Annotated in this window: 25 protein-coding genes; 14 read left to right on the top strand and 11 right to left on the bottom strand. The window is 72.5% G+C overall.

Annotated elements, in window-relative coordinates:
• The first annotated feature begins 176 nt into the window (after positions 1–176).
• Both BXA11_RS07795 and BXA11_RS07790 read left to right on the top strand, forming a co-directional pair.
• On the top strand, positions 177–344 hold the full coding sequence (locus BXA11_RS07795) for a DUF3117 domain-containing protein (RefSeq protein WP_076433904.1): 168 nt from the start codon (positions 177–179) through the stop codon (positions 342–344).
• Between the two features lie 78 nt (positions 345–422).
• Positions 423–1,901: a leucyl aminopeptidase family protein gene (locus tag BXA11_RS07790; protein WP_373320660.1), complete on the top strand. Its 1,479-nt coding sequence runs from the start codon at positions 423–425 to the stop codon at positions 1,899–1,901.
• On the opposite strand, the gene BXA11_RS07785 is transcribed toward BXA11_RS07790, so the two are convergent.
• Positions 1,888–2,517 (bottom strand): O-methyltransferase, encoded by a 630-nt coding sequence (locus BXA11_RS07785; protein ID WP_143734146.1) that lies wholly within the window; start codon positions 2,515–2,517, stop codon positions 1,888–1,890. The two genes, BXA11_RS07790 and BXA11_RS07785, sit on opposite strands and share 14 nt — an antisense overlap.
• 185 nt (positions 2,518–2,702) lie before the next feature.
• Between BXA11_RS07785 and sigE the strand changes: the two genes are divergently transcribed.
• The 4 genes from sigE (at position 2,703) to BXA11_RS07765 (ending at position 5,689) form a co-directional block, all read left to right on the top strand.
• A complete protein-coding gene (gene sigE, locus BXA11_RS07780) occupies positions 2,703–3,311 on the top strand; it encodes an RNA polymerase sigma factor SigE (protein WP_076433902.1) in 609 nt (202 codons plus the stop codon).
• On the top strand, positions 3,308–3,871 hold the full coding sequence (locus tag BXA11_RS07775; RefSeq protein WP_076433901.1) for an anti-sigma factor family protein: 564 nt from the start codon (positions 3,308–3,310) through the stop codon (positions 3,869–3,871). The genes sigE and BXA11_RS07775 overlap by 4 nt, the downstream gene beginning before the upstream one ends.
• A 106-nt stretch (positions 3,872–3,977) precedes the next feature.
• Positions 3,978–5,267 carry a S1C family serine protease gene (locus tag BXA11_RS07770; RefSeq protein ID WP_076433900.1) on the top strand — a complete coding sequence of 430 codons (1,290 nt, stop codon included), beginning with the start codon at positions 3,978–3,980 and terminating at the stop codon, positions 5,265–5,267.
• A gap of 77 nt (positions 5,268–5,344) precedes the next feature.
• Entirely contained in the window at positions 5,345–5,689 is a 345-nt protein-coding gene (locus BXA11_RS07765; protein WP_030507454.1) for a sec-independent translocase, read from the top strand.
• Between the two features lie 27 nt (positions 5,690–5,716).
• Here BXA11_RS07765 and BXA11_RS07760 read toward each other — a convergent pair whose 3' ends face one another.
• Genes BXA11_RS07760 through BXA11_RS07750 form a run of 3 tightly spaced genes read right to left on the bottom strand, consistent with a single transcriptional unit; the run spans position 5,717 to position 8,570 of the window.
• Entirely contained in the window at positions 5,717–6,856 is a 1,140-nt protein-coding gene (locus tag BXA11_RS07760; RefSeq protein WP_030507453.1) for an Mrp/NBP35 family ATP-binding protein, read from the bottom strand.
• 17 nt (positions 6,857–6,873) lie between these two features.
• A complete protein-coding gene (locus tag BXA11_RS07755) occupies positions 6,874–7,368 on the bottom strand; it encodes a DUF1003 domain-containing protein (protein WP_036406038.1) in 495 nt (164 codons plus the stop codon).
• Entirely contained in the window at positions 7,365–8,570 is a 1,206-nt protein-coding gene (locus BXA11_RS07750; protein ID WP_076433898.1) for a magnesium transporter MgtE N-terminal domain-containing protein, read from the bottom strand. The genes BXA11_RS07755 and BXA11_RS07750 overlap by 4 nt, the downstream gene beginning before the upstream one ends.
• Before the next feature lie 85 nt (positions 8,571–8,655).
• On the opposite strand from BXA11_RS07750, the gene BXA11_RS07745 reads away from it, so the two are divergent.
• Positions 8,656–9,600 (top strand): EamA family transporter, encoded by a 945-nt coding sequence (locus BXA11_RS07745; protein ID WP_030507450.1) that lies wholly within the window; start codon positions 8,656–8,658, stop codon positions 9,598–9,600.
• 5 nt (positions 9,601–9,605) lie between these two features.
• Here BXA11_RS07745 and BXA11_RS07740 read toward each other — a convergent pair whose 3' ends face one another.
• A complete protein-coding gene (locus BXA11_RS07740; protein ID WP_239105225.1) occupies positions 9,606–9,983 on the bottom strand; it encodes a hypothetical protein in 378 nt (125 codons plus the stop codon).
• 35 nt (positions 9,984–10,018) lie between these two features.
• On the opposite strand from BXA11_RS07740, the gene BXA11_RS07735 reads away from it, so the two are divergent.
• From BXA11_RS07735 to BXA11_RS41190, 3 genes are all read left to right on the top strand, one after another.
• Entirely contained in the window at positions 10,019–10,957 is a 939-nt protein-coding gene (locus tag BXA11_RS07735) for an HpcH/HpaI aldolase/citrate lyase family protein (protein ID WP_076433897.1), read from the top strand.
• A 28-nt stretch (positions 10,958–10,985) separates the two neighbouring features.
• The gene (locus BXA11_RS07730) at positions 10,986–12,080 is read left to right on the top strand and encodes a CPBP family intramembrane glutamic endopeptidase (protein ID WP_076433896.1); all 1,095 of its coding nucleotides are present in this window, start codon (positions 10,986–10,988) and stop codon (positions 12,078–12,080) included.
• A 135-nt stretch (positions 12,081–12,215) separates the two neighbouring features.
• Positions 12,216–15,533, top strand: coding sequence for a hypothetical protein (locus BXA11_RS41190; RefSeq protein ID WP_159454745.1), 3,318 nt, complete (start codon positions 12,216–12,218; stop codon positions 15,531–15,533).
• On the opposite strand, the gene BXA11_RS07720 is transcribed toward BXA11_RS41190, so the two are convergent.
• Positions 15,520–15,930 carry an NUDIX hydrolase gene (locus BXA11_RS07720; RefSeq protein WP_076433894.1) on the bottom strand — a complete coding sequence of 137 codons (411 nt, stop codon included), beginning with the start codon at positions 15,928–15,930 and terminating at the stop codon, positions 15,520–15,522. The genes BXA11_RS41190 and BXA11_RS07720 overlap by 14 nt on opposite strands.
• A 72-nt stretch (positions 15,931–16,002) precedes the next feature.
• Here BXA11_RS07720 and BXA11_RS07715 point away from each other — a divergent pair, with 72 nt between their 5' ends.
• Genes BXA11_RS07715 through BXA11_RS07705 form a run of 3 tightly spaced genes read left to right on the top strand, consistent with a single transcriptional unit; the run spans position 16,003 to position 18,360 of the window.
• The gene (locus tag BXA11_RS07715) at positions 16,003–16,647 is read left to right on the top strand and encodes a DUF6758 family protein (RefSeq protein WP_076433893.1); all 645 of its coding nucleotides are present in this window, start codon (positions 16,003–16,005) and stop codon (positions 16,645–16,647) included.
• A 41-nt stretch (positions 16,648–16,688) separates the two neighbouring features.
• Positions 16,689–17,402, top strand: a complete 714-nt coding sequence (locus BXA11_RS07710) for an MBL fold metallo-hydrolase (protein ID WP_030507443.1) — start codon at positions 16,689–16,691, stop codon at positions 17,400–17,402.
• A 4-nt stretch (positions 17,403–17,406) separates the two neighbouring features.
• Positions 17,407–18,360 carry a RecB family exonuclease gene (locus BXA11_RS07705; protein WP_076433892.1) on the top strand — a complete coding sequence of 318 codons (954 nt, stop codon included), beginning with the start codon at positions 17,407–17,409 and terminating at the stop codon, positions 18,358–18,360.
• On the opposite strand, the gene BXA11_RS07700 is transcribed toward BXA11_RS07705, so the two are convergent.
• The 3 genes from BXA11_RS07700 to BXA11_RS07690 all read right to left on the bottom strand — a co-directional run bounded on the left by BXA11_RS07700 (position 18,311) and on the right by BXA11_RS07690 (position 22,370).
• On the bottom strand, positions 18,311–19,222 hold the full coding sequence (locus tag BXA11_RS07700; RefSeq protein WP_076433891.1) for an oxygenase MpaB family protein: 912 nt from the start codon (positions 19,220–19,222) through the stop codon (positions 18,311–18,313). The genes BXA11_RS07705 and BXA11_RS07700 overlap by 50 nt on opposite strands.
• 10 nt (positions 19,223–19,232) lie before the next feature.
• Positions 19,233–20,117: an alpha/beta fold hydrolase gene (locus BXA11_RS07695; RefSeq protein WP_076433890.1), complete on the bottom strand. Its 885-nt coding sequence runs from the start codon at positions 20,115–20,117 to the stop codon at positions 19,233–19,235.
• 303 nt (positions 20,118–20,420) lie between these two features.
• A complete protein-coding gene (locus BXA11_RS07690) occupies positions 20,421–22,370 on the bottom strand; it encodes a DEAD/DEAH box helicase (RefSeq protein WP_204053951.1) in 1,950 nt (649 codons plus the stop codon).
• A 434-nt stretch (positions 22,371–22,804) separates the two neighbouring features.
• Between BXA11_RS07690 and BXA11_RS07685 the strand changes: the two genes are divergently transcribed.
• The gene (locus BXA11_RS07685) at positions 22,805–23,464 is read left to right on the top strand and encodes a ferritin-like fold-containing protein (RefSeq protein WP_030507438.1); all 660 of its coding nucleotides are present in this window, start codon (positions 22,805–22,807) and stop codon (positions 23,462–23,464) included.
• A 435-nt stretch (positions 23,465–23,899) separates the two neighbouring features.
• Here the strand turns inward: BXA11_RS07685 and BXA11_RS07680 are convergent, their stop codons facing one another.
• Entirely contained in the window at positions 23,900–24,130 is a 231-nt protein-coding gene (locus tag BXA11_RS07680) for a DUF3107 domain-containing protein (RefSeq protein WP_030507437.1), read from the bottom strand.
• 94 nt (positions 24,131–24,224) lie between these two features.
• The gene (locus BXA11_RS07675) at positions 24,225–24,845 is read right to left on the bottom strand and encodes a TetR/AcrR family transcriptional regulator (protein WP_030507436.1); all 621 of its coding nucleotides are present in this window, start codon (positions 24,843–24,845) and stop codon (positions 24,225–24,227) included.
• Positions 24,846–24,915: the final 70 nt, after the last annotated feature.

The following is a 24,915-nucleotide window of genomic DNA, read 5'->3' as shown; positions in this document are numbered from 1 at the left end:
CCCAGTGTGGGGTCACGCCCGGTCCGTCCACAACGCGCGTCTCGCCGCATTGATCCACTGACCGGAGCCGGGCCGTTACCTTTTTGAGCTCGGAGGCGGGATAATAGAACATCACAGAAACGTGAATACGCCGGTTACCCTCCGGGGCGGCCGACAACGCGGGAAGGGATACACGCATGGCGGCGATGAAGCCGCGGACCGGTGACGGTCCGCTGGAGGTCACCAAGGAAGGACGGGGCATCGTCATGCGGGTCCCTCTCGAAGGTGGCGGCCGACTCGTCGTGGAGCTGTCCGCGGACGAGGCCAGCGCCCTCGGTGACGCGCTCAAGAAGGTGGTCGGCTGACCTCGTCAGCCGACCCGTTTGATTCACGGCCCTGGCGGCGGGTGATCCCGCGCCGGGGCCGCCCTATTGGAGGTGGACGTGCCCATCGAGACCACGCCGGTCCTCACCGGTTCTCGCGGCGTCGCCGGTCGTGACGGCGCCGGGCCCGCGCCGGACGCCGACCTGGTGGCCGTGCCTTTCGGACCCGGACCGGTCCTTGCCCCGGCGCCCTGGCTGGAGTCTCCGGTGCCGGTTGATGCGCTGCTGGCGCACCACGAGGCCAAGGGAGAGCCGGGCGAGGTCGTCGAGGTGCCCACCGTCAGGGACGGCGGCGTGCGGCGCGTCCTGCTGTACGGCACCGGCGACGGCTCGGCCGCCGCGCTGCGCAAGGCCGGGGCGGCCGTCGCGAGGCGGGCGAAGGGCCGGGCGTCGCTGTCGGTCGTCGTGCCGTCCGAGGGGGAGACGGCCGCCCTGGTCGAGGGCGCGCTGCTCGCGGCGTACACGTTCACCATCGGCAACGGCCGCACGAAGCCGGTCGGGGAGATCGTCTTCCTCGGCGGGGACGAGCGGGACCTGAAGCGCGGTGAGGCGGTCGCGCGGGCCACCGCGCTCGCCCGAGACCTCGTCAACACCCCGTCGTCGGTGAAGACGCCCGCCTGGCTCGCCGACCAGGCGAAGGCGGTCGCCGCCGGGTCCGGGCTCGGCGTACGCGTGTGGGAGGGGCCCGAGCTCGGCGAGTTCGGCGGCATCCGGGCTGTCGGGCAGGGGTCGATCAGCCCGCCGTGCCTGGTCCAGCTCTCCTACACGCCGGAGAATCCGCGCGCCCACGTGGTGCTCGCCGGCAAGGGCATCACGTTCGACACCGGCGGCCTGTCCCTGAAGCCCACCGAGGGCATGAAGACGATGAAGACCGACATGGCGGGCGGGGCCGCCGTCATCGCCGCGATGAGCGCGCTGGCGGCCTTCGAGGCGCCGGTGCGGGTCACCGGCCTCGTGGCCTGCGCGGAGAACTCCATCTCCGGCTCGGCGCAGCGGCCGGGAGACGTCATCACCCAGTACGGCGGGCGCACGGTCGAAGTGCTGAACACCGACGCGGAGGGCCGTCTCGTGCTGGCCGACGCGCTGGCGTACGCGCATGCGGAACTCGACCCGGACGTGGTGATCGACGTCGCCACGCTGACCGGCGCGGCCAAGGTCGCGCTCGGCGTGAACCTGGGCGCGCTCTACGCCACCGACGAGTCGCTGGCCGCCGGCCTGATCGCCGCCGGGGAGGCCGGCGGGGAGCGGCTGTGGCGGATGCCGCTCGTGGAGGACTACCGGGCGATGCTCGACTCCGACGTGGCCGACCTGGCCAACGTCGACAGGACGATGTCGGGCGCGGCGGGGTCGATCGCCGCCGCGCTGTTCCTGCAGGAGTTCACCGGAGGGCGGCCCTGGGCGCACCTGGACATCGCGGGGCCCGCGCGGGCCGCCTCCGACGAGGGCGAGATCACCAAGGGCGGCACCGGCTTCGGCGTCCGCCTGCTCCTCCGCTACCTCGCCACCGCGTCTCGGCCGGCGCCGGTCAGAGGAGCTTGACGGCGGCCAGCAGCCCTGAGCCGAGCGGCACCATCAGGGGGCGCAGCCGCTCGTCGTTCCTGACGAGCTTGCCCAGCTCCCGGATCGCGACCGTGTCGGGGTCGCGCTGGGTGGGGTCGGCGACCTGGTCGTCGCAGAAGGCGTCGCCGAAGACGACGACCCCGCCCGGGCGCAGGAGCCGCACCGACTCGGTGAGGTAGTCGATGTACTCCTGCTTGGCCGCGTCGCAGAAGACCATGTCGTAGCCGCCGTCGGCGAGGCGGGGAAGGACGTCGAGCGCGCGGCCGCCGATCAGGCGGATGCGGCTGCCGGAGTACCCCGCCTCCGCGAACGTCTGCCGGGCCATGCGCTGATGCTCCGGCTCCACGTCCACGCTCGTGAGCGTGCCGTCCGGGCGCATGCCGCGCAGCAGCCAAAGGCCGGAGACCCCGCACCCGGTGCCGACTTCCACCACCGAGCGTGCGTTCACCACGGTGGCGAGGAAGCAGAGCGCCGCTCCGCACCCGGGCAGGATCGGGCGCGCCCCGACCTCGATGCCCCGCCGGCGCGCGGTCCGCAGGATGTCGTCCTCCGGGACGAACTCCTCCGCGTACTCCAGGCTGGCCGGTGTCGCCATCGGCCTCTCCCTCCCCTGCTTCATCTTGGACGCAGCCTAGGGGAGTCGGACCGGAACGGGAACTCACGCCACAACGGGGACGTTGCACGCTTTGAACGGTCTTTGTTCGAGACCGCTCAGCCCGCGGTGCGCAGGAAGGGGCGAAACCAGGCACTATGGCTGTAGCGACGATCCTGCAGAGAGGAATGCCGGTGGACGAGCACGACCACCAGGCGGAGACTTCGGTGTCCGACTGGACGCCTCCCACCTGGGAGGAGGTCGTCCGAACTCATTCGGCTCGGGTCTACCGGCTGGCCTATCGGCTCACGGGCAACGTCCACGACGCCGAGGACCTCACTCAGGAGGTCTTCGTCCGGGTCTTCCGGTCCCTGTCGAGCTACACCCCGGGAACGTTCGAGGGGTGGCTGCACCGGATCACGACGAACCTCTTCCTCGACATGGCGCGGCGCAGGCAGCGCATCCGCTTCGAGGGGCTGGCGGACGACGCCGCCGAGCGGCTGCACGGCCGCGAGCCGTCCCCGGCGCAGGCGTACGACGACGCGCACCTGGAGCCCGACATCCAGGCCGCGCTCGACGCCCTGGCCCCGGACTTCCGGGCGGCCGTGGTGCTGTGCGACATCGAGGGACTGTCCTACGAGGAGATCGCCGCGACGCTCGGCGTGAAACTCGGCACGGTGCGCAGCCGCATCCACCGGGGCCGCGCCCAACTGCGGGAGGCACTCGACCACCGGGCGCCCTCCGCGAACCGGAACGGCGATCAAACCCCCCCTTCAATCAGCAGGGAGGGACTGTGAGTCATCTTGGCGAGCGCGTCTCCGCGCTCATCGACGGCGAACTCAGTCACAACGAGCGGGAACGCGCGCTCGCGCACCTGACGTTCTGCGCGGACTGCCGCGCGGAGGTCGACGCGATGCGGGCGCTGAAGACCCGCCTGCGGTCCATGGATCCGCCCGCCATGCCGGCGGACCTCACCATGTCGCTGCTGCGCATGGCGGAGCCAGGAGGGCCGTTGCCGCCGCGGATGCGGCCCTTTCCCGACCACCCGGCCTTCGGCGCCGGGCGGCTACCCGGCATGCACGCCGCCGGACCCATGGACAACCGGCCCCGGGGCCGGGACGAGGGACGATCGGGGCCCGGGCGGCCGGGAAGGGCCAGACGGGCGGGATACGTCGCCGTGGGAATGGCCGGCGCCGCCGTCGCCCTCGGCACCATGCTCATGGCCGGAGGATCCACGGCCACCCCGAACCCGACGCCCGGCCAGATGTTCGTACAGCATCCCGCGCAGAACAGGGCGCCCGTGGTGAGCGTGTCACCCAGCCCGTCACCCAGCGTAAGCAGGGGTTTTTCGCGCTGATTCGGGGAATCGGCATACGATCGGACACCGCAGCCGTCGTGTGCCGTCTTCCTCGTTACCGCGGCTGCCCAGCGGATGACGCCGTGTGCGAGGAGTGACTGCCGCGATGACCGACAACACGCGTCCGTACGGCGCGTCGGACCGGCCCGAGTTCCTTCCCGCGGGCGAGGAGCCGCAGGGCCCTCCCGACGGCCCTCCGCCCCCCACCGGCCCGTACGGCATGGGCCCCGGCTGGGCTCCGCCGCCGCTGTACCCCGTCGTGCCGCAGCGGGAGCCGCGCGGCCCCAACATCGCGCTCTACGCGGCCCTGGCGGTGGTCATCGCGCTCGTGGCGGGCGGTCTGGCGAGCTGGGGCACGTTCCTGCTGACGCGTTCGTCCTCCGGCATCGACCCCGCATACACGCTGAGCACGCCGACGAAGCAGCCCACGAACCGGCCGCCGGAGTCCGTGGCCGGGGTGGCCGCCAAGGTCCTGCCCAGCGTGGTCTCACTGGAGGTCAAGGGCAACAGCGAGTCCGGCACCGGATCGGGCTTCGTCGTCAAGGGCGGCTACATCGTCACGAACAACCACGTGGTGGCCGTCGCGGGCCAGGCCGGGGAGATCCGCATCCGTTACAACGACCGCACCTCCTCGGGTGCGCGCGTCGTCGGCCGCGACCCCAACTCCGACATCGCGGTCGTCAAGCCCGACGGGACCGTCAGGGCCCCCGAGCTGCCCCTCGGCAACTCCGACGGCGTCGTGGTCGGCGACCCGGTCATCGCGGTCGGCTCGCCCCTCGGGCTGAGCGGTACGGTCACCACCGGCATCATCAGCTCGCTCAACCGGCCCGTCGAGGCGGGCGGCAGCACCGGGTCCGACTACGCGCTCATCAACGCGATCCAGACGGACGCCGCCATCAACCCCGGCAACTCGGGCGGCCCACTGGTGAACGCCGCGGGCGAGGTGATCGGCGTGAACTCGGCGATCGCCACCGTCGGCGGCTCCCTGCTCGGCCAGCAGTCCGGCAGCATCGGCCTGGGCTTCGCGATCCCGGTGAACCAGGTGCGCCGGATCGCCCAGGAGCTCATCACCACCGGAACGGCCCGCACCTCCAGGATCGGCATCACGATCGACCAGACCTACCAGGGCCAGGGGGTGCGGATCGCCACCCAGACGGAGGGCGGCGCCGTGCCGGTCACGCCGGGAGGCCCGGCCGCGAAGGCGGGCCTGCACGCGGGGGACGTCATCCTGGAGGTCGACGGCCGGCCCGTGAGCGACAGCCAGGAGCTGATCGTCACCATCCGCAGCAAGGCCCCCGGCGACCAGGTGCGGATCAAGTTCCGGCACGACGGCGAGGTGCGGACGGCGACGGTCACGGTCGGCGCGGCCCCCGCCCCCAACGCACGGCCGTCATAAGAGCCGGGCTCCCCTGTCCACAGCTTGGGGTGCGGGCATTAATCTGATTTCAGTCGTACGTGCAGGAGGAGATCGCCATGTTCGGACTCGGCTGGGGGGAGGCCCTGGCATTGGTGGTGATCGCCCTGCTCGTCTTCGGGCCGGAGAAACTGCCTCAGGCCGCATCGCAGGCGGGCCGTACGCTGCGGCAGCTGCGGCAGATGGCCAACAACGCGAAGGCGGACCTGCAGGCCAACATGGGGCCCGAGTTCGCCAACTTCGACCCGGCCGATCTCAACCCCAAGAACTTCGTGCGCAAGCACCTGCTCGACGACATCGAGAAGGACTGGAACGACACCCCGGCGACGGCCGAGCCGGTCGCCGCCCCCACGCCGGAACTCGGCGTGGGGGAGATCCCGCCCTACGACAACGAGGCGACCTGACCTGCTCTGGGGCGTGTCAGGCACTCCCTAGTGCTTGACCGGGGAGATGTCGAGCTTCAGGCCCTTGAGGCTGGTCGACTTCTTGCCGAGCCCGGCCGCGATCCTGCGCAGCTCCGCGGCCGCGGGGGCGTCGGGGTCGGTCAGCACGAGGGGCTTGCCCTCGTCGCCGCCCTCACGCAGCCGCATGTCGATCGGCACCTGGCCGAGCAGCGGAACACGCGCGCCCAGCGTGCGGGTCAGCGCGTCGGCCACGGTCTGGCCGCCGCCCTCGCCGAACACCGAGATGCGCTCGTCGCAGTGCGGGCACGGCAGCCACGCCATGTTCTCGATGACGCCCGCGATCTGCTGGTGGGTCTGGGCGGCGATCGACCCGGCGCGCTCGGCCACCTCTGCGGCGGCCTGCTGCGGGGTCGTCACGACGAGGATCTCGGCCGTGGGCATGCGCTGGGCGACCGAGATGGCGATGTCGCCGGTGCCCGGGGGCAGGTCCATGAGCAGGACGTCGAGGTCGCCCCAGTAGACGTCGGTGAGGAACTGGTAGAGCGCGCGGTCGAGCATCGGGCCGCGCCACACCACCGGAGTGTTGCCCTCGGGCTTGAACATGCCGACCGAGATGACCTTGATGTCATGCGCCACCGGCGGCATGATCATGTCCTCGACCTTGGTGGGCCGCTCGCTCACACCGAGCATGCGTGGCACCGAGTGGCCGTAGATGTCGGCGTCGACGACGCCGACCTTCAGGCCCTGGGAGGCCATCGCGGCGGCGAGGTTCACCGTGACCGACGACTTGCCGACGCCGCCCTTGCCGCTCGCGACCGCGAACACGCGGGTCAGCGAGCCGGGCTTGGCGAAGGGGATCTCCTTCTCCGGCCCGCGGTCGCCGCGGAGCTTCGTCTGCAGTTCCTTGCGCTGCTCGGCGCTCATGACGTCCATGTCCACGTGGACGCGGGAGACGCCGTCGATCCGGGACACGGCGCCGGTGACGTCGCGGGTGATGGTGTCCTTCAGCGGGCAGCCGGCGACGGTCAGGTACACGCCAACGCGCACCACCCCGTCGGGGGAGATGTCGACGTTCTTGACCATGCCGAGCTCGGTGATCGGCCGGCGGATCTCCGGGTCGTTCACCGTCGCCAGCGCGGCCATGACCAGTTCAGGGGATGGTGCCATGAATCCATGCTATGGACTCAGCGGGAATCCTCCGAACCCGCCCCACGTGATCTAGCCCCGGCCTCGCTCAGCTCCTCCTGCAGGCGCTGGAGCTCGGAGCGGATGTAGTCGCGCGTGGCCACCTCGCCGAGCGCGATGCGCAGGCCGGCGATCTCCCGGGTGAGGTACTCGATCTCCGCCTGGTTGCGCTCGGCCGCCACCCTGTCCTGCTCGTACTGGACGCGGTCGCGGTCGGCCTGCCTGTTCTGCGCGAGCAGGATCAGCGGCGCGGCGTACGACGCCTGGAGCGAGAGCATCAGGGTCAGGAAGATGAACGGATAGGGGTCGAACTTGTACGGCGCGAACACGTTCCAGAGCAGCCAGACCGAGACGAACACGGTCATGTAGACGATGAACCGCGCCGTGCCGAGGAACCGCGCGAACCGCTCCGAGAACTCGCCGAACGCCTCGGGGTCGTAGTACAGCCGCAGGCGTGGAGTCAGCTCGCGCGGCTGGTCGAGGCGTTCTGTCATGGGCGTTCCCGCCAGTCCTCCGGGAGCATGTGGTCGAGCACGTCGTCGACGGTCACCGCGCCGAGCAGGCGGCACAGCTCGTCCACGACGGGGACCGCGACCAGGTTGTACGTCGCGAGGTAGGCCGCCACCTCGTGCACCGTGAGCTCGGGCCTGATCGGGTCCACCGTGATGTCTATCACGCTGCCGAGCAGCGTCGACGGCGGCTCTCGCAGCAGGCGCTGGAAGTGCGCCGCCCCCAGGAAGCGCCCGGTCGGGGTCTCGGTCGGCGGGCGGGTCACGTACACCTGGGCGGCGATGGCGGGGGTCTGCTCCTGCTGGCGGATGTGCGCGAGGGCCTCGGCCACGGTCGAGGTCGGCGGGAGGACGACCGGCTCGGTCGTCATCATGCCGCCGGCGGTGAACTCCCCGTAGGTCAGCAGCCGCCGGACCGGCGCGGCCTCCTCCGGCACCATGAGCCGCAGCAGCCCCTCGGCCTGCTCCGCGGGCAGCTCCTGCAGCAGGTCGGCGGCGTCGTCCGGGCTCATCTCCTCCAGCACGTCGGCGGCGCGCTCCCGGTGCAGCCGGCTGAGGACGAGCACCTGGTCGCGCTCGGGCAGCTCCTCCAGGACGTCGGCGAGCCGGTCGTCGTCCAAGGCGGCGGCGACCTCGGCCATCCGCTTGGTGGGCAGCTCGTGCAGCATGTTCGCCAGGTCGGCCGGGCGCAGCGCCTCGAAGGCGGCGAGCAGGTTGGCCGCGCCCTGGTCCTTCTGTATCCCGGTGAAGCCGGTGATCTCGTCCCAGTCCACGATCAGCGTCTCGCCCCTGCGCCGCGTCCCCCGGCGCACCGCGACCTTCGTGATGAGCCACTCGGACGGCCGGGGCTGCTCCATGGCCAGGTCCTGTACGGTCACCCGCTCGCCCTTGTATTCGACGGTGCGGTCGAGCATCTCCCCGATGGCCAGCGTCTCGGCGTCCCGGCACTCGAACCTGCGCATGTTGAGCTTGCCGGTGAAGATGAGGGCGCGGGCCTCGATGCTGGTGATCCTGGTGATCGGCAGGAAGACCCGGCGGCGTGGCTGGACCTCCACGACGAAGCCGTGGACTCGGGGGAGCAGCGGTCCCCGCAGCGAGACGACGACGTCCCGGATCCGGCCGATCTGGTCGCCGGCCGGGTCGAAGACCGCCAGCCCCGCCAGGCGGGCCACGAAGATCCGATCCACTCTGTCAGGTTACGCAAGGATGCGGGCCGCTCCGTGTTATGACAGGATCAAAGCCGTTTATTGGTAATTACATGGGCAGGTGACGATGAGGGTTGTCAGCCTGGCGATCGCGGGCGTCTCGGCCTTCTGCTTCGGGTTCTCCGGACCGATGGCGAAGGTCCTCGGCATGGCCGGGCTCACGCCGCTGGAGGCCGTGTGGATCCGCATGGCGGGGGCCGGCGTGCTCCTGCTGGCGGTGCTGGCCGCCGTCAGGCCGCGAGCCCTGCGCATCCCCCGCGACCGCCTGCTGTTCTTCGCGGCGTACGCCGTGATCGCGGTGGCCGCCGTGCAGGCCCTGTATTTCGTGGCCATCACCCGGTTGCCGGTCGGCGTGGCGCTGCTGATCGAGTACACCTCGCCGGTGCTGGTGGTCCTGTGGGTGCGGTTCGTCCGGCGGCTGCGGCTGCCGCGCTCGGCCTACCTGGGGGCGCTGATCGCGGTCGTGGGGCTGGCGATCGTCGTGCAGGTCTGGGACGGCCTGCGCCTCGACGCGCTCGGGCTGCTGCTCGCCCTGATCGCCGCCGCCTGCTGCGCCGGGTATTTCCTCATGAGCGACTCGTTCGGCGACGACGTGGACACGCTGGGCCTGATCGGCTGGGCCATGCTCGGCTCGGCGGTGGTCCTGCTGCCCCTCTCCCGGCCCTGGAACATCGACTGGGCGGCGTTCACCCGCGCCGTCGAGGTCTCCGGTCACTCGGTCCCCGTCGCGGCGGCCGCCGTCGTGCTGGTCGTGGTGGCCACGGTCGTCGCGTACGCGACCGGGGTCACGGCCGTGCGGCGGCTGTCGGCCGCGGTCGGGTCGACGGTCGCCTCGGTGGAGGTCATCGCGGGGGCGTTGGTCGCCTGGGTGCTGCTCGGCGAGCGACTGGGAGCCGCCCAGATCGCCGGAGGCGTCATCGTGCTCGCCGGGGCCCTGCTGGCCCAGACCGCGACCGTACGGCTCGGCTCCGAGCGCCACGCCGCCGAGGTGGTGGAGACCGTACGCGTCTGACGCCGTCACGTCCGGGGGGCGAGCCGCACGACGGTGGACTCCTCGGCCCAGCGGGCGGTCAGCCCGGCGGCGTCGCGGGCGTTGAGGCGCTCCTTGGCCAGCGCGGCCACGGCCCCCGGGGCGGCCGCCTGGTCCACCACCTCGGCGACGGCCGGGAAACGGATGAGTTCGGCGCCGTTGTCCTTGCTGCGCAGAACCACCTCGATCCCGCCGTGCCCGGCGGCGAGATCGGCCAGCCCGGGCAGGGACTGCTCCCCTCCGCCGGTCACCACGTAGATCGCGCCGTCGTGCCACGCGTGCCACGCCAGCCGGACCCCGGACGGCAGGCCGAGCCACAGCACACCGGACTTCTTCGCGCCCTCTTCGATCACCGGCAGGGTCATGCGCCCCAGCCTAATGACCGCGCTACGGTGTGCCCATGCGCGCTCGACGTTCGTGCCTGGCGGTGCCGGGCAGCAACCCGCGTTTCCTGGAGAAGGCCCAGGGTCTCGCGGCCGACGAGGTCTTCCTCGACCTGGAGGACTCCGTCGCCCCCGATGCGAAGGACGAGGCGCGCCGCAACGTCGTCGCCGCGCTCGGACAGGGTGACTGGGCGGGGAAGACGGTCGTCGTCCGGGTCAACGACCTCACCACCCGCTGGACCTACCGGGACGTCATCGAGGTCGTCGAGGGCGCCGGGGACCGGCTCGACTGCCTCATGCTGCCGAAGGTCGCGGACGCCTCCCACGTGGCCTGGCTCGACACCCTGCTCGGCCAGATCGAGCGGGCCACCGGCCTGCCCGAGGGCGGCATCGGCATCGAGGCGCAGATCGAGGACGCCAGGGGCCTCGTCAACGCGGACGACATCGCCGCGTCCTCGCCCCGGCTGGAGACGCTGGTCTTCGGCCCGGCCGACTTCATGGCCTCGATCGGCATGCGGACGCTGGTCGTGGGCGAGCAGCCCCCCGGGTACGGCGAGGGCGACGCCTACCACTACATCCTCATGCGCATCCTCATGGCCGCCCGCGCGCACGGCCTCCAGGCGATCGACGGGCCATACCTGCAGATCCGCGACCTGACCGGCTTCCGCCGGGTCGCCATGCGGTCGGCCGCGCTGGGCTTCGACGGCAAGTGGGTGCTCCACCCGTCGCAGGTGGAGGCGGCCAACGAGGTGTTCTCGCCGTCGCAGGAGGACTACGACCACGCCGAGCTCATCCTCGACGCGTACGAGTACTACACGACGGTCGAGAAGCGGGGCGCGGTCATGCTGGGGGACGAGATGATCGACGAGGCGTCGCGGAAGATGGCCTTGGTGGTGGCGGCCAAGGGCCGCGTCGCCGGTCTTTCCAGGTCGAGCTCCTTCACCCCGCCCAGCTGATCACCCGCGGCACGCGAAGAATGGACATATGAACGAACCACAGCCGGGCCCGGATCAGGCCGCCGGCCCGAACCAGCTGCCCGGTCCCTACCTGGCGCCCGGGCCGTACGCGGGCGGGACGGCCTGGCCGGCCGGTCCGCCGCAGCCACAGCCGCCGCCGCAGCCGCCCCCTGCGGCCTGGCCGTATCCCGGTCCGTACTCGTGGGGACCGCCCCCGCGTGCCCGCTGGGACGTTCCGCCCCCGCCCGGCACCCGTTACGACCGGCTGAGCCGTACGCCGCTGCACCGCTGGTGGCGGCCGATCCTCGGCACGGCGGCGATCATCGCGGCCTTCCTGGCGCTCTCGATCCTCGTCGGCCTGGTGGCCTTCGCGGTGTCGCTCGTCACGGGCGTGCCCATGGCGCGGACGGGGGCCCGGCTGTTCGCCGACCCCGTCCTCGACCTCGGGTTCCAGCTGGGGGTCATCGCGCTGCTGCTGCCGCTGGTGCTCGGCGCGGCGTGGCTGATCCAGCGGCGGCCGCCGGGGTCGCTGTCGTCGGTGGCCCTGCGGCTGCGGTGGCGGTGGCTGGGGGCCTGCCTGCTGGTCGCGTTGCTGGCGGTCGTGCTCGGGCAGGCGGTCGAGGCGGGGATGCTGATGTCCGCCGGGGTGGACCCCGGATTCAGCTGGGCGGGCTGGGAGGAGTTCCTCCCGGCCATCATCGTGATCCTGCTGCTGGTGCCGTTCCAGTCGGCGGCGGAGGAGTACGCCTACCGCGGGTGGATCATCCAGGGGTTCGGGGCGTATCTGCGCAACCCGTGGCCGGCGATCCTGGTGGGCGCGGCGGCCTTCGCCGCCTCGCACGGCTACACGGGCTGGGGGATCGTCTACGTCTTCGCGTTCGGCATGCTCATGGGGTGGCTGGCGGTCCGCACCGGCGGGCTGGAGGCGCCGATCGCCCTGCACGCGACCAACAACATCATGGCTTTCGGAGTCGTCGCGGCCTCGGGGGACATGGGAAGCGCGATGGAACAGGGCGAGGTGCCCTGGGAGGCGCTCATCGGATCGGCCGTCCAGTTCGCGGTTTTCGGCGTCGGGGTGCTGATAATCGCCCGAAAGTGGGCAATTCAGACTCTCTCCCGATAAATCTCACTAGAGAGGTATGGCCCCCACGCTCTTCCCGTGTTGCTCTGGATTCGTGATGGGGTATCACTGTGATCGCTTTGCCGTACGACAGGTGGAACGGTCCGGATTGACCTCTCCGGGGAGGAGGTGCTGAGCGTGGCCTCAGGCCCCCACGAAGACGAGCCCGACCGCCGGCGCGCCGCCGGCGAACCCTCCTCCGTGCCCCCGCCGGAGCTGCACCACCGGCCGCCCGGCCCGTCCCCGTGGGCGCTGCCTCCGTTCGCGGCCCCCATTCCCGATGACGTGGCCGATGACGCGGGCGAGCCGGAGGACGACGAGGACACCCGGCCGTACCGCAAGATCGACGACCTGGGCTTACGCGACCCGGACTTACCCGGCGGCATCTGGGCACCGCGCCCCGGATCGGACGCGGGCGACGGGCCGGAGCCGGAGGCGCGGCGCGACCGCGGGCCCAGGACGGGCCGCAGACCGTACGCGGCGCCGTACGGGGCGAGGCCCTACGGGACGGGTGAGCCGCGCCACAGCCGCTCCGGCGGACGAAGTCCCGGCGACCCCAGCGACCCCGGTGACCCCGGCGACCCCGGCGACCCCGGCGACGCGGGCGCGACCGGCCCGCCCGGTCCCGCCGGCGCCCCCACGACCTGGCATGGCGAGGGTGCCAGGTCGGCGGGGGAGCCGGCGCAGGAGTCACCCGGGCAGGAGGAGGGCCGGCGTCGCCGGATCGTGAACCGGCCGGACAAGCTGGTCGCCTCAGGCCCGCCCCGGCCCCGGCGGGCCCAGATCCCCCGTGAGAACCCGGACGGGCCCGGCGCCCCCGAGATCGACACCCCCGCGTCGGGACCGCTGCGCGAGCACGACCCCACAGAGCACGTGTGGACGCACACGCCGCCCGAGCCCGCCTCCCGCCACGGCCTGGGAGAGCCGGGCGGCATCCGCATCAGCGCCGAAATCCCGGTCGAGCCCGAGCGCGACGACCCGCCCGTCGAGCCGGCCGAACCCGTCGAGCCGGTCGAGCGCATCGGGCGCCCGCCGGGAGGCCGCCCGGCGCGTCCCGACATGCTCGTGGCCTCCGGCCCGCCCCGGCCGGGTGGCGGACGCCGCCACAGGCGGGTGCTGCCGGTCCGGCGGTTCACCCCGCGCCTGCCCCGGATGGTCGCTCCGGCGGTGATCGCCGTGGTCCTCGTGGCGGCCGCCGTGCTGGGCGTGGCCGTCGTCAGGTGGGCCGGCGGGCCGTCCAGGGCCGGGCTGCGCCTCGCCGCCGGCGACGGCCAGTCGGGCGACGCCGCGTTCTCCGCGCCCGGGCTGCCGGGCAACGGCTCCAGCCAGGTGCTCACCGCGTTCGCCGCCGCGGGCGCGACGGTGGTGGCGGCGGGCAGCGACACGACGAGCCCGCTCGCCCGGCCGCTGTTCCTCGTGTCCGCCGACGGAGGCGCGCACTGGCAGACGGGCCGGGTCGCCGACGCCCCGGGCTACGAGTCCGCGCCCGGGGCGGTCGGCAGGGTCGCGGGCGGCGACGGGCGCTGGCTCGCCGTCGGCACCGACGCGCCCGGCTCCGCGGGCCCGGCCGCCCGCGGCATCTGGGTCTCCTCCGACGGCCGGTCCTGGACCGCGGTGGATCCCGCCCGGCTGACCGCGTTCTGGAGCCAGGACAGGATCACCGACGTGGCGCGGACCGCGACCGGTTTCCTCGCCGTGGGCGCCACGACCCTGCGGGACGGCACGGCGGGCCCGGTCGCCTGGGTGTCACCCGACGGCGTCGGCTGGACGAGAGTGGACGGCGACCAGATCGGCACCCCTGACAAGATCAGGGCGATGCGGGCGGTGGCCGCCAGGGGCGACAGCGTGGTGGCGCTCGCCGATCCGGGCTCGGGCGACTCCATCTCGGTCGTCCTGCGCTCCGACGACGGCGGCCGCACCTGGCTGCGCACGGCCGCCGCCCTGGCGGACGTACGCGCGGAGCCCGGCGCGCTGGCCGTCACCGAGAAGGGCTTCGTGCTCGTGCCCACGCGGCAGAAGTCGGACGCCGGCGAGGTCCGGGTCTACTGCTCGCCCGAGGGCGCCGACTGGACCCAGTGCGGCACGATAGGGCCGCTCGGCGCGGAGGGGACGGGCGTGCGCGGCCTGGCGGCGTCGGCGGCGGGCGTCGCGGCGGTGGCCGAGTCGGCCTGGGAGCGGTACGCCGTCTACACCAGCCAGGACGGGCACAAGTGGACCAGGAGCGCCGATCTCGGCGAGATCCCCGGGACGCTGCGCGGGCTGGCCATCACCGACGCCGGGGTCCTCGTGGCGGGCGGCGACAGGCGCGGGCCGGGCGATGTGGAGAACCTCCCCGTGCTGATCACCGCGGGGAAGGGCGAGGCGGCGCACACCGTGCCGCTCAAGGAGATCGCCGGGCTCAACCGGCTCGCCAGGGACACCGCGGACGTCGCGGCGTCCGGCGGCACGTTCGTGGCCGTGGGCGCGGCCAACGGCGACGCCGCGATCTGGACGAGCGGCAACAACGGCGCCAACTGGAAGGACGCGGCGTTCCCCGACCTGCTGGGCGGGCCGGGACGTCAGGCGCTCAGCGGCGTGGCGCACGGCCCCAGGGGATGGCTCGCCGTCGGCAGCACGACGACCGACCCGGCGGTCACCCGGCCGCTGCTGGTCACCTCCGCCGACGGGAAGAACTGGCGGCCGGGTCCCGCGATCGAGGTGCCCGCGGGCCACTTCCTGCTCGAGCCCGGCGTGGTGGCCGCCGGACCGAAGGGCTACGTCCTGGCGGGGGAGGACCGGTCCGCCACGGGGACGCTGCCCGCCCTGTGGTTCAGCCCCGACCTCAAGCGGTACACCCGTTCCGCGCCGGGCAGCATGCCGGCCGGAGGGGCGGGTGTGCGCCTGTACGGCGTCACGGCGACGCCTCACGGGTTCATGGCCGTCGGCGGGTCGGGCACCGCCGACCGCGAGACGGGGGTGGTCTGGGTCTCCTCCGACGGGCTCAACTGGAGCGCCCGCGGCCGGGTGCTGCCGCCGGAGACCACCTCGGCCGGGCTGCGTCACGTGGTCGCGACCGAGGCCGGCGTGGTGGTCGTCGGCACCGCGATGACCGAGGAAGGCCCCCGGCCGTTCTCCGCGCTGTCCACCGACGACGGCGCGAGCTGGGAGTTCGGCACGCTGCCCGCCGACGCCGCCGCCTCGGTCCTCGACCTGACCTCGACCGGACGGGGACTGGTCGCCGTCGGATCGCATCGGTCGCCCGGGGAGGGCGGCGAGGCCGACAGCGCCGCGTGGGCGTCCGAGAACGGGGTGGACTGGTCGCGTCAGACGCTCACCCAGGACGGCCTCGGCGGCGAGGGATCGCAGTGGCTCGGGGCGGTCGCGGTCTCCGGAGACCGCGTGGTGGCCGTCGGCAGGTCGGCCGGTTACGCCGACGACCATCTGACCATCTGGCGGAGCACGGTCACGGAGCGATGATCCCGGGGACGACTCCCCATTCGGCGAGGGCGCCGGCGAGGCCGTCGGTCAGCGGGAGCCGCGCCAGGTCGGACGGCGCCCACCAGCGGGCGTCGGCGGCGTCGTCCCCGGCCACCGGCACGCCTTCCGAGGCCGTCGCCACGTAGTCGTGGATCTCGTAGGTCCCGCCGCCGGGGGCGGGCCGCAGCACGGTCCCGGCGAGCCGTACGACGGTGACGTCGAGGCCGGTCTCCTCGCGCAGTTCGCGGCGCAGCGCCTGCTCGTCGGTCTCGCCGGGCTCGACCCTGCCACCCGGCAGCGACCACAGCCCCTCGCCGGGAGGGCGCCCCCGCCGCACCAGCAGCAGACGCCCTTCGGCGTCGGTGACGATCGCGCCCACACATCTGATGCACCGCACATCACCAAGATTACGACTGGATAACGGGCAGACTCTTGACGTACGGACGTCACGGAAGCACCGTGAATATTTGTGAGAACCGCGCCAACATGTCCGCGGTGCTTCGGGCCGCTACACGAACCGAACGTCTGGTCGAGTTCCTGGCGATGCGCCGCTCACGGGGACGTCCTGCCCTTCCAGCCGCCCCGGCGGCCCTCTCAGGCCGCTGCAGAGGCCCTGTGCGAGGCGGCGAGGGTGCCCGTCTGGCTCCCGTGGCCGCTGCCCACCGGGTGGCTGGTGACGGGCTTCGGAGAAGTGGGTGACGACCGCACCGGCGTGCGGGCGAGCGTCGTCGCCCTCTCGGGCCCGTCGGTCACCCAGGGGCCCGCCGACATGCTGATCATCGCCGAGGAACCCGGCATCGGTCTCGGCGCCGCGTACGCCGGGCTGCCAGGCCCGGACCCCGGTGAGGGCTTCGACGCCGGCCCCCCGCACGCCAAGATCGACGCACGCGGCCATCCGACGGCGCTGTGGTGCGCGGGGCGGGGAGTGCCGGGCGACCGGGCCGTCTACGTGGGCGAGGCTCTCGGCAACTGGCTGTGGACGGTCGCCTGGCCGGTCGAGGCCGGCTGCTTCATCGCGCTGGCCAACCTGTCGCTTCGTGACCTGCGGGACCAGGACCAGGCGCTCGATCTGCCGTTCGGCGCCTTCTCGCCGCGCCTCGACGGGGATGTCTGAACGGCGGGCTGGATCCGCGAGGGATAGTAAGGTTCTGAGCCGTGACAGCGCGCATCGAACGAGTGGTGACCTCGGGCCTCGTGGACATCGAAGGCGACGAGCACAAGGTCGAGAACAACACCTGGATCGTGGGCGACGACGACGAGGTGATCGTCATCGACCCGGCGCGGGACGCCGACAAGATCCTGGAAAAGGTCGGCGACCGCGAGGTCCTCGCCGTCATCTGCACCCACGGCCTGCCCGACCACGTGGGCGCCGCGATCGAGGTGGCGGCCAGGGACGAGGCCGTGATCGCCGTCCACCCCAAGGACAAGCGCCTGTGGCGGCAGACCTGGGAGGAGACCTGGCCCGACATCGAGATGGAGGACGAGGGACTGTTCTCCGTGGCCGACGTCGAGCTGGAGGTGCTCTCCACGCCGGGCGTCACGCCGGGCGGCGTCTCGCTCTACTGCGAGGGCCTCGGCGCGGTCTTCAGCGGCAAGACCCTGCTCATGGACGGCCCCGGCAAGCTCGGCGGGGAGTACCCCGCGCTCGCCGACCAGCTCACCTCGATCGGCGAGCGGCTGTTCACGCTGCCCCACGAGACGAGGGTGCTGCCCGCGCACGGTGAGGAGGGCAGGATCGGCGACCTGGAGCCCGAGTTCGACCGCTGGCTGTCGGGATCGCTGACCGGAGCCCAGGAGGCCGAGGCGGCGCCGCCGCCGCTCGTGGACGGCACCACGGCGTCCGGCATCAAGCTGAACCTCGACGAGTAGGGCCGTGGAGCAGCTCGGCCTCGACGGCATGCCGAGGCGGCTCTACACCTGCACTCCGTCGCGCCTGAACACCTGGCTCGACTGCCGGCGTCGCTACCGCTTCACCTACCTCGACCGGCCCGCTCCGCAGAAGGGGCCCCCGTGGGCGCACAACAGCGTGGGGGCCTCCGTCCACAACGCGCTGGCGGCGTGGTGGCGGGAGCCGTACGACCGGCGTTCGCCGGTCATGGCGGCCGTGCTGCTCACCAACGGCTGGATCCGCGAGGGGTTCAGGGACGAGGAGCAGTCGGCCGCGTGGCGGGACCGGGCCCGCGCGATGGTCTCCTCCTACGTCGCCACGCTCGACCCCGGTGACGAGCCGGTGGGCGTCGAGCGCACGGTCGCCACGCGCACGTCGGTCATCGCCGTCTCCGGCCGGGTGGACCGGCTCGACCGGCGCGGGGACGAACTGGTCGTGGTCGACTACAAGACCGGCCGCCGCCCGCCGACCTCCGACGACGCCCGTTCGTCGATCGCGCTGGCGATCTACGCGATCGCGTCGTCCCGCATGATGCGCCGCGCCTGCCACCGCGTGGAGTTACACCACCTGCCCACGGGCACGGTCGCCGAGTGGGAGCACACGGACGAGTCGCTCGCCCGGCACCTGCGCCGTGCCGAGGACATCGCGACGGAGGCGGCCGACGCCGACGACGCCTATCGCGAGTGGGCCGGATCCACGAAGGGCGCCGTTCCCGCACCGAGACGGGAGGAGGGCGCGGGGGCGGCCGCGGTGCCGCCCGAGATCGACCGGCTGTTCCCGCCCGAGCCCGGCCCCATCTGCTCCTGGTGCGACTTCCGCCGCCACTGCCCCGAGGGGCGGGCGGCCTCGCCCGACCGGCTCCCCTGGGACGGCCTGGCGGAGACGCCGGTCACCCCGTCACCCGGCCGGGATGGCGGCGAGGATCGACCAGCGCCCTGAGGCCCCTGTCGACGTCGTATCCGGCGGCGCCCAGGCGTTCGCGTGAGGCCCGCAGCATCGCCCTGGTGCCGTCGTCGAGCACCTGCTGGTGCACGAAGTCGGGGATCGTGTTCATGGTCAGCCGGAAGGCCCGCAACGCCGCCGTGACCGCGATCTGCGGCACCTCGGGCAGCGCGCCGTACAGGCGGCGGGCCCAGTCGGGCAACGTGTAGTAGCACAGCGCGCCGAACGGGAAGTAGACCGGCTTGGCCGGAGACAGGAAGCGCATGTTCTCCGGCAGGCGCGGCCAGAGCAGGAACCGCACGGCGGCGGCCGACTCGGGGATGACCCGCAGGACCGGCCGCATCCGGGCGAAGTAGTCGTTCATCTCGCTGACGGAGCCGGGCACGTCGTCCGGGTGGAGCCCGACGTACGTGGCGCTGCGCCGCTGCTCCGCGAGGTACTGGTCGGCCTGCCGGTCGGTGATCGGGACGCCCGCGCGGCGGACGACCTCCAGGTAGGACGTCACCTCCGCGCAGTGGACCCACAGCAGCAGCTCGGGCTCGTCCACCCGGTGGGTCCTGCCCGTGTCGGGGTCGCGGATGCGCAGGGTCCGGTGGATCGCGCGCACCCGCCTGCCGATCTCCTCGGCCTCCTCGGGACTGCCGTACGTCACGCGGCCCACGAAGTCCGCGGTGCGGCGCAGCCGGCCGAAGGGGTCCTCCCGGAAGTTGGAGTTCTGCCACACGCCGCGCATCGCCAGCGGATGCAGGGCCTGCAGCATCAGGCCGCGCACGCCGCCCACCCACATGGTCCGGTCGACGTGGACCAGCCACGTCGCCGATTCCGGAGGCTGGGCGGTCAGGCCGCTGGTTCCGGGCATGGCGACCGGGTCATCCGTGCTGGTGCTGGAGCAGCCGGCTCTCCGCCGCGTTCCAGAATCGGGTCAGGGCCGCCGCGGTGGTCTCGGGGGCCTCGACGGCCGGGGAGTGGAGCGCCCCGGGCACCACGACGCACTCCGCGTCGAGCCTGCGGGCCATCTCCGCCTGCAGCAGCGGCGGCCAGCCGTCGTCGTGCTCGCCGTACAGGACCAGGAGATCGAGACCGCACTCGGCCAGCTCCGTGCAGCGGTCGGGGGCGCCCAGGACCTCGTGCGCCATCGTCACGAGACCGGTGGGGTGGTTGGCGAGCAGCCGCTTGCGCAGGAACGCGACGATGTCGTCGGGGACGCCCGCCGCCAGCGCCTCGGGCTCCATCCGGTTCGACCACATGTAGTCGAGGCCGTACTCCGGGAGCTCGGCCAGCATGACCCGCCCCATCCGCTCCCGCGGCCCGACGATGCCCGCGGGCCCCGAGCTCATGAGCGTGAGCGAGGCGAGCTTGGCGGTGCCGTTCAGCGCCGTCTCCCGGGAGACCAGCCCGCCGAAGGAGTGCCCCAGCAGGTGGACGGGCTCACCCTGGCCGACCACCGCGGCGATCGCGGCGACGTCCGCGCCGAGGGACGCGCACGAGTACGCCGCCGGGTCGTCGGGGCCGGGCGTCTCGTACTGCCCGCGCATGTCGACCGCGATCACTTTGCGACCGGACTGCGCGAGCGTCTGCAGGACGGCGATGAAGTCCTCCTTCGACCCCGTGAAGCCGGGGACGAGAAGGGCAGGCCAGCGCTCGGGGACGCCGCTGACCGGAAGCGCTTCGAGCACCGCGAACGAGCCCAGCGGCGTCTCGATCTGCTCACTGCTGACACCTGGAGGAAGGGTCAGGAACCGTGGCGTGCTCACGAGGCCTCCTCCACCTCACCCCGGATCCCGGGAACCGATGGGCCGGACCGGCCACACGTCCTGGACCGTCTGCTGAAGGCTCGCTCACTCACGTGGCATCACGATACCCAGGAAAGATCCCGGCGACACTGCCAAAGCGACTACGAGGGTTTCGGACGGTCATTGCGCATGCCTCCTGTCCAGGTCATACCCACTGCGGGCGAAGCGGCCCTCAAAGAAACGGGGCAGGGAGAGCGCCGGTTGCCCGGTGCCCTCCCTGCCCCTGCGGTCGTGCTCATCGCCGGGCGGGCCTGTGCCGGCCCCTCACCCCGTACGGCGGGGCCGCGGCCGGGGCGGGCGGCGCCGCTGCTGGGCGCGCTCGCTCGCGGCGGACGGCGCGGGATCGTCCTCATCGGTCGCGAGGTCGGGAGACCTGAACACGATCATGAACGGGCTGGCCGGGATGATCCGCTCCGGCTCCTGCTCCGGCTCGTGCTTCGGCTCCTGCTTCGGAGCCGGCCGCACGGCGGGCTCGTCGGCGACCTCGCTCACGGGCGCCGCCACGGTCGGCTCCGCCTCCACCGGGAGCGCTTGACCGGCGCCGTCGGCGGTGCGGGTCCTGCGGCGGCGGGCCGGGCGCTCCTCCACCTGCTCCTCGGCCGCGGGCGCCGGCTCGGCGGCACGGGCCCTGCGGCGGGTGGTCCTTCGCGTGGCCTCCGGCTCCGGCCCGTCCACGGCCTCGGCGTGGTCCACCGCGCCGTCCACCGCGTCGTCCACCGCGTCGTCCACCGTGCCGTCCGCAGGGGACCTCACGGCCGAGGCGTCGGCCAGCGCGCCGGTCAGGGCCGCCGTGTTCGCGCCCCTGCGCCCGCGCCGCCCAGACGCGGCCTCGGCCGGAGTCTCCACGGTGACCTCGGCAGGAGTCTCCACGGGAGCCTCCACCGGCGGCGCCTCGGTCTCCCCCGAGGGAGCCGCGGCGTCCTGGAGGCGGCCCCCACGGGTCCGCCGCCGCTCGCGGGTGCGGGCGGGACGCTCACGACGCTCCTCGGCGCTGTCACGGGCGCTGTCACGGGCGTCGTCGCGCCGGGACTTGCCGCGGGAGCGGGTGCGCCCGGTCTCCCCGAGGTCCTCGATCTCCTCGGCCTCCAGACCCGCCCGCGAGCGCTGGGCGCGCGGGAGCACGCCCTTGGTTCCCTCGGGGATGTCGAGCTCGGCGTACAGATGGGGGGAGCTCGAATAGGTCTCGACGGGATCGGCGAAGTCCAGCGAGAGGGCGTTGTTGATGACCTTCCAGCGGGCCAGCTCGGTCCACTCGACGAAGGTCACGGCGACGCCCGTGCGGCCCGCCCGGCCCGTGCGGCCGATCCGGTGGACGTAGGTCTTCTCGTCCTGCGGACAGTCGTAGTTGACGACGTGGGTGACGTCGTCGATGTCGATGCCGCGCGCCGCGACGTCGGTCGCCACCAGCACACTGATCTTGCCGTTGCGGAACGCCCGCAGCGCCTGCTCGCGCTGGCCCTGGCCGAGGTCGCCGTGGACGGCCGCCACCGCGAAGCCCTTGTCCTTGAGCTGCTCGGCGACCATGTCGCAGGCCCGCTTGGTCTCGCAGAAGACCATCGTGAGCCCGGCGCCCCTGCTCTGCATGAGGCGGGCCACGATCTCGATCTTGTCCATGCGGTGCGTGCGGTAGACGTGCTGCGTCGTCAGCGTGGTCGTCTCGGCCTCGGCCGTGCTGCTCTCCGCCCTGACCCGGGTCGGCCGGGTGAGGTAGCGGCGGGACAGGTTCACGATCTCACCGGGCATGGTGGCGGAGAACAGCATGGTCTGCCGCTGCTCCGGCACCAGCTTGATGATCCGCTCGATGTCGGGGAGGAAGCCGAGATCCAGCATGCGGTCGGCCTCGTCGAGGACGAGCATGGTGATCTGGCCGAGGTCGAGGTGCTTCTGCTTGACCAGGTCGAGCAGCCGCCCCGGCGTGCCGACGATCACGTCGACGCCGTTCTTGAGCGCCTCGATCTGCGGCTCGTACGCGCGCCCGCCGTACACGGTGAGGATGCGCGACCCCAGCTTCCCGGCGGCGAGGACCAGGTCCTCGGTCACCTGGAGGGCCAGCTCGCGGGTCGGGACGAGGACCAGACCGCGGGGCTTCTTGCGGTTCTTCCTCGGCTTGCCGACGAGCTGGAGCATGGCGACGCCGAAGGCATAGGTCTTGCCGGTGCCGGTGCGCGCCTGTCCGATGACGTCCTGGCCGGCCAGCGCCAGCGGGAGCGCCATCTCCTGAATTGGGAATGGTGAAGTGATGCCCTCGGTCTCGAGTGCATCGGCGATCTCCGGGATGACTCCCAGGTCTCGGAACGTCGTTGTCAGCGTGGCCTGCCTCAATCAGTGCGAAGGCGACCCTCCGGGACAGCCGGCCGGCAGAGCCTCCCCGGTCCGGGTCCTCGCGGACAGTCACGCCCTCGTCATGAATCAGCGACCGCGGCATCCAGTGGTTCCTGGGGTCCGGGGAATGGCCCCGGATCGACACAGGGATCGTTACGGTGATCTACACAGCACCGATCCACACAGTGCGGTCGCACTTCCACGAAGCAGTCTACTCGATACCACAACACGGAACCGATTTCTGCGTCTTCTCGCTAAAAGCTCTTGCTGCGCCGGGGGTGAGCGAGGGCGCCGGCGGGGGAGCCGCGGAGCCGTACGCTGCACCCATGAGTGATTCCTCTCCCGGGATTGTGGACCTGCTCGGTGTTCTCGCGTACGCCGAGCTCGCCGCCTTCCTCCGGCTGGCCGAGGACGCCGCCCTGCTGGCTCCGACGCTGAACGACAGGGCCGCCCTCGGGGACGTGGCCGCGACCGAGTACGGGCACTTCCGGGTGCTGCGAGACCGGCTGGCCTCGCTCGGCGTCGATCCTGAGGAGGCCATGGCCCCCTTCGTGGAGGCGATCGACGACTGGCACGCCCAGACCAGGCCGAAGGACTGGCACGAGGCGCTGATCAAGGCGTACGTCGGCGTGGGGATCGCGGGCGACTTCTACCGCGAGGCGGCGCGGCACACCACTCCCTCGATCAGCGCCCTGGTGGACGAGGTGCTGACCGACGAGAGCCGTGGGGAGTTCGCGGTGGAGCGGGTGCGCGCCGCGCTGGACGCCGACCCGCGGCTGTGCGGCCGCCTCGCATTGTGGGCGCGCCGCATGGTCGGGGAGGCGCTGAGCCAGGGGCAGCGGCTCGCCGCCGTCCGGCCGCGGCTCGCCGCTCTGCTGGTGGGCGAGGAGGGCGAGAACCTGGCGGAGATCGGGCGGATGTTCGCCAGGCTGACCGAGGAGCACGGCAAGCGGATGGCCGCCCTCGGCCTCACGCCCGGACCGTGATCTTCACGGCTTCGCGCGAGGGCCGTCGATGCGGCGCTCGGTGCCCGCGATCCCTCTGACCTGGCCGGAATTCCGGAACGGCGGCGGCGGGGAGGGCCGGGAGCCTGTTTCGCGCACCGGCCGGTCCGGCGTTCATGGGTCGCGCACGTGCCAAACGGATGTACGGTGCGAGCATGAGGGCCTCGCGCCGCTACGGCACTTCCTTGACGAGATGTGGGCCGAACACCTGGACTCCGCGTGCGGTGTTGCGGAGAGGAAGCGCGGGTTGTCCGACGATCAGCGGGAGGCGGGATCCCCATCGCGCGGATCTGACCCGCCGTCCCCGCGGATGCGGTTACGGACGCACCTGACCCAGCGCGGATCATGATCGGCCGCCGTGACGGCGCGCGGTGTGGGCGCGCGCCGCCGGCCGGCCGGTGGCGATGACGGAGGCGTTTAGAGCGTCCCGCCGAAGCCGACGGGGCGCGACTCGTCCTCGCCGATCTCGACGAAGCCGAGTGAGTCCACGGGGACGACCACGCGGCGGCCCTTGGTGTCGGTGAGCGAGAAGACGCCCTTCTCGGAGGCGAGCGCCTTGCGGAGTTCCTCCTCGATCTCCTCGGCCGACAGGTCGGTCTCCACGACGAGTTCTCGGTGCACCGACTGTACGCCGATCTTGATTTCCATCGGGCTCCCCTTTCGCGAGGGCTGGTCCACTCCCCATCGTCGTCGCCTCCGGGAGTGGCCGGCACCGTGATCGCGTGAAGCGAACAGGATTCCGTCAGCCGGTGCGCGGGAAACCGCTGATTCCGCGCCAGGCCAGGCGCGCCATCAGCTGGGTCGCCGCCTCCTTGGGGATCGAGCCGTGGCTGCTCAGCCAGTAGCGCGCGCTCACCTCGGCCATGCCGACCAGGCCCACACCGAGCAGGTGCGCCTCGTCGCTGGAGCAGCCGGTGTCCTCCTGGATCACCCGGCTGATCGCCTCGGCGCTCTCGTGCAGCGAACGCTCCATCCGCTGCCGTACGGGCGCGACGTTGCGCAGGTCGGATTCGAAGACGAGCCGGAACGCCTCGCCCTGGCTGGAGACGAAGTCGAAGAAGGCGCCGATGGCAGCCTGCACCCGCTGCTTGTTGTCTGTGGTGGACTCGAGCGCCTGCCGGCACCGGGTCACCATGTCGTCGACGTGCAGATCGAGCAGCGCGAGGTACAGCTCCAGCTTGCCCGGGAAGTGCTGGTAGAGCACCGGCTTGCTCACACCGGCCCGCTCGGCGATCTCGTCCATCGCCGCCGCGTGGTAGCCGTTCTCCACGAACACTTCCTGTGCCGCGCTCAGCAACTGGCGGCGGCGGGCCATCCGGGGTAGCCGGGTGCCCCGGGGCTTGGCGTCCGGGGTAGCGGTCACGGCAGTCTCCTTGCAAGATGCGCATCGGGGGCTCCCGCCCCGGGGCCTCATCCTACGTGTCGGTAATCCG

Origin of the sequence: Microbispora rosea, from assembly GCF_900156315.1 — a bacterium.
Taxonomy (GTDB): Bacteria; Actinomycetota; Actinomycetes; order Streptosporangiales; family Streptosporangiaceae; genus Microbispora; species Microbispora rosea.
This window is presented reverse-complemented; position numbering and strand designations above follow the sequence as displayed.

Bases quoted from the DNA above. Each gene is read 5' to 3' on its own strand.
- BXA11_RS07760 (WP_030507453.1), bottom strand. From the start codon at position 6,856: ATGGCACCATCCCCTGAACTGGTCATGGCCGCGCTGGCGACGGTGAAC.
- BXA11_RS07690 (WP_204053951.1), bottom strand. From the start codon at position 22,370: ATGGCGCTCCCGCTGGCGCTGGCCGGCCAGGACGTCATCGGACAGGCG.
- BXA11_RS07745 (WP_030507450.1), top strand. From the start codon at position 8,656: ATGAGGGTTGTCAGCCTGGCGATCGCGGGCGTCTCGGCCTTCTGCTTC.
- BXA11_RS07770 (WP_076433900.1), top strand. From the start codon at position 3,978: ATGACCGACAACACGCGTCCGTACGGCGCGTCGGACCGGCCCGAGTTC.
- BXA11_RS07795 (WP_076433904.1), top strand. From the start codon at position 177: ATGGCGGCGATGAAGCCGCGGACCGGTGACGGTCCGCTGGAGGTCACC.
- BXA11_RS07765 (WP_030507454.1), top strand. From the start codon at position 5,345: ATGTTCGGACTCGGCTGGGGGGAGGCCCTGGCATTGGTGGTGATCGCC.
- BXA11_RS07785 (WP_143734146.1), bottom strand. From the start codon at position 2,517: ATGGCGACACCGGCCAGCCTGGAGTACGCGGAGGAGTTCGTCCCGGAG.
- BXA11_RS07740 (WP_239105225.1), bottom strand. From the start codon at position 9,983: ATGACCCTGCCGGTGATCGAAGAGGGCGCGAAGAAGTCCGGTGTGCTG.
- BXA11_RS07735 (WP_076433897.1), top strand. From the start codon at position 10,019: ATGCGCGCTCGACGTTCGTGCCTGGCGGTGCCGGGCAGCAACCCGCGT.
- BXA11_RS07755 (WP_036406038.1), bottom strand. From the start codon at position 7,368: ATGACAGAACGCCTCGACCAGCCGCGCGAGCTGACTCCACGCCTGCGG.
- sigE (WP_076433902.1), top strand. From the start codon at position 2,703: ATGCCGGTGGACGAGCACGACCACCAGGCGGAGACTTCGGTGTCCGAC.
- BXA11_RS07685 (WP_030507438.1), top strand. From the start codon at position 22,805: ATGAGTGATTCCTCTCCCGGGATTGTGGACCTGCTCGGTGTTCTCGCG.
- BXA11_RS07700 (WP_076433891.1), bottom strand. From the start codon at position 19,222: ATGCCCGGAACCAGCGGCCTGACCGCCCAGCCTCCGGAATCGGCGACG.
- BXA11_RS07680 (WP_030507437.1), bottom strand. From the start codon at position 24,130: ATGGAAATCAAGATCGGCGTACAGTCGGTGCACCGAGAACTCGTCGTG.
- BXA11_RS07730 (WP_076433896.1), top strand. From the start codon at position 10,986: ATGAACGAACCACAGCCGGGCCCGGATCAGGCCGCCGGCCCGAACCAG.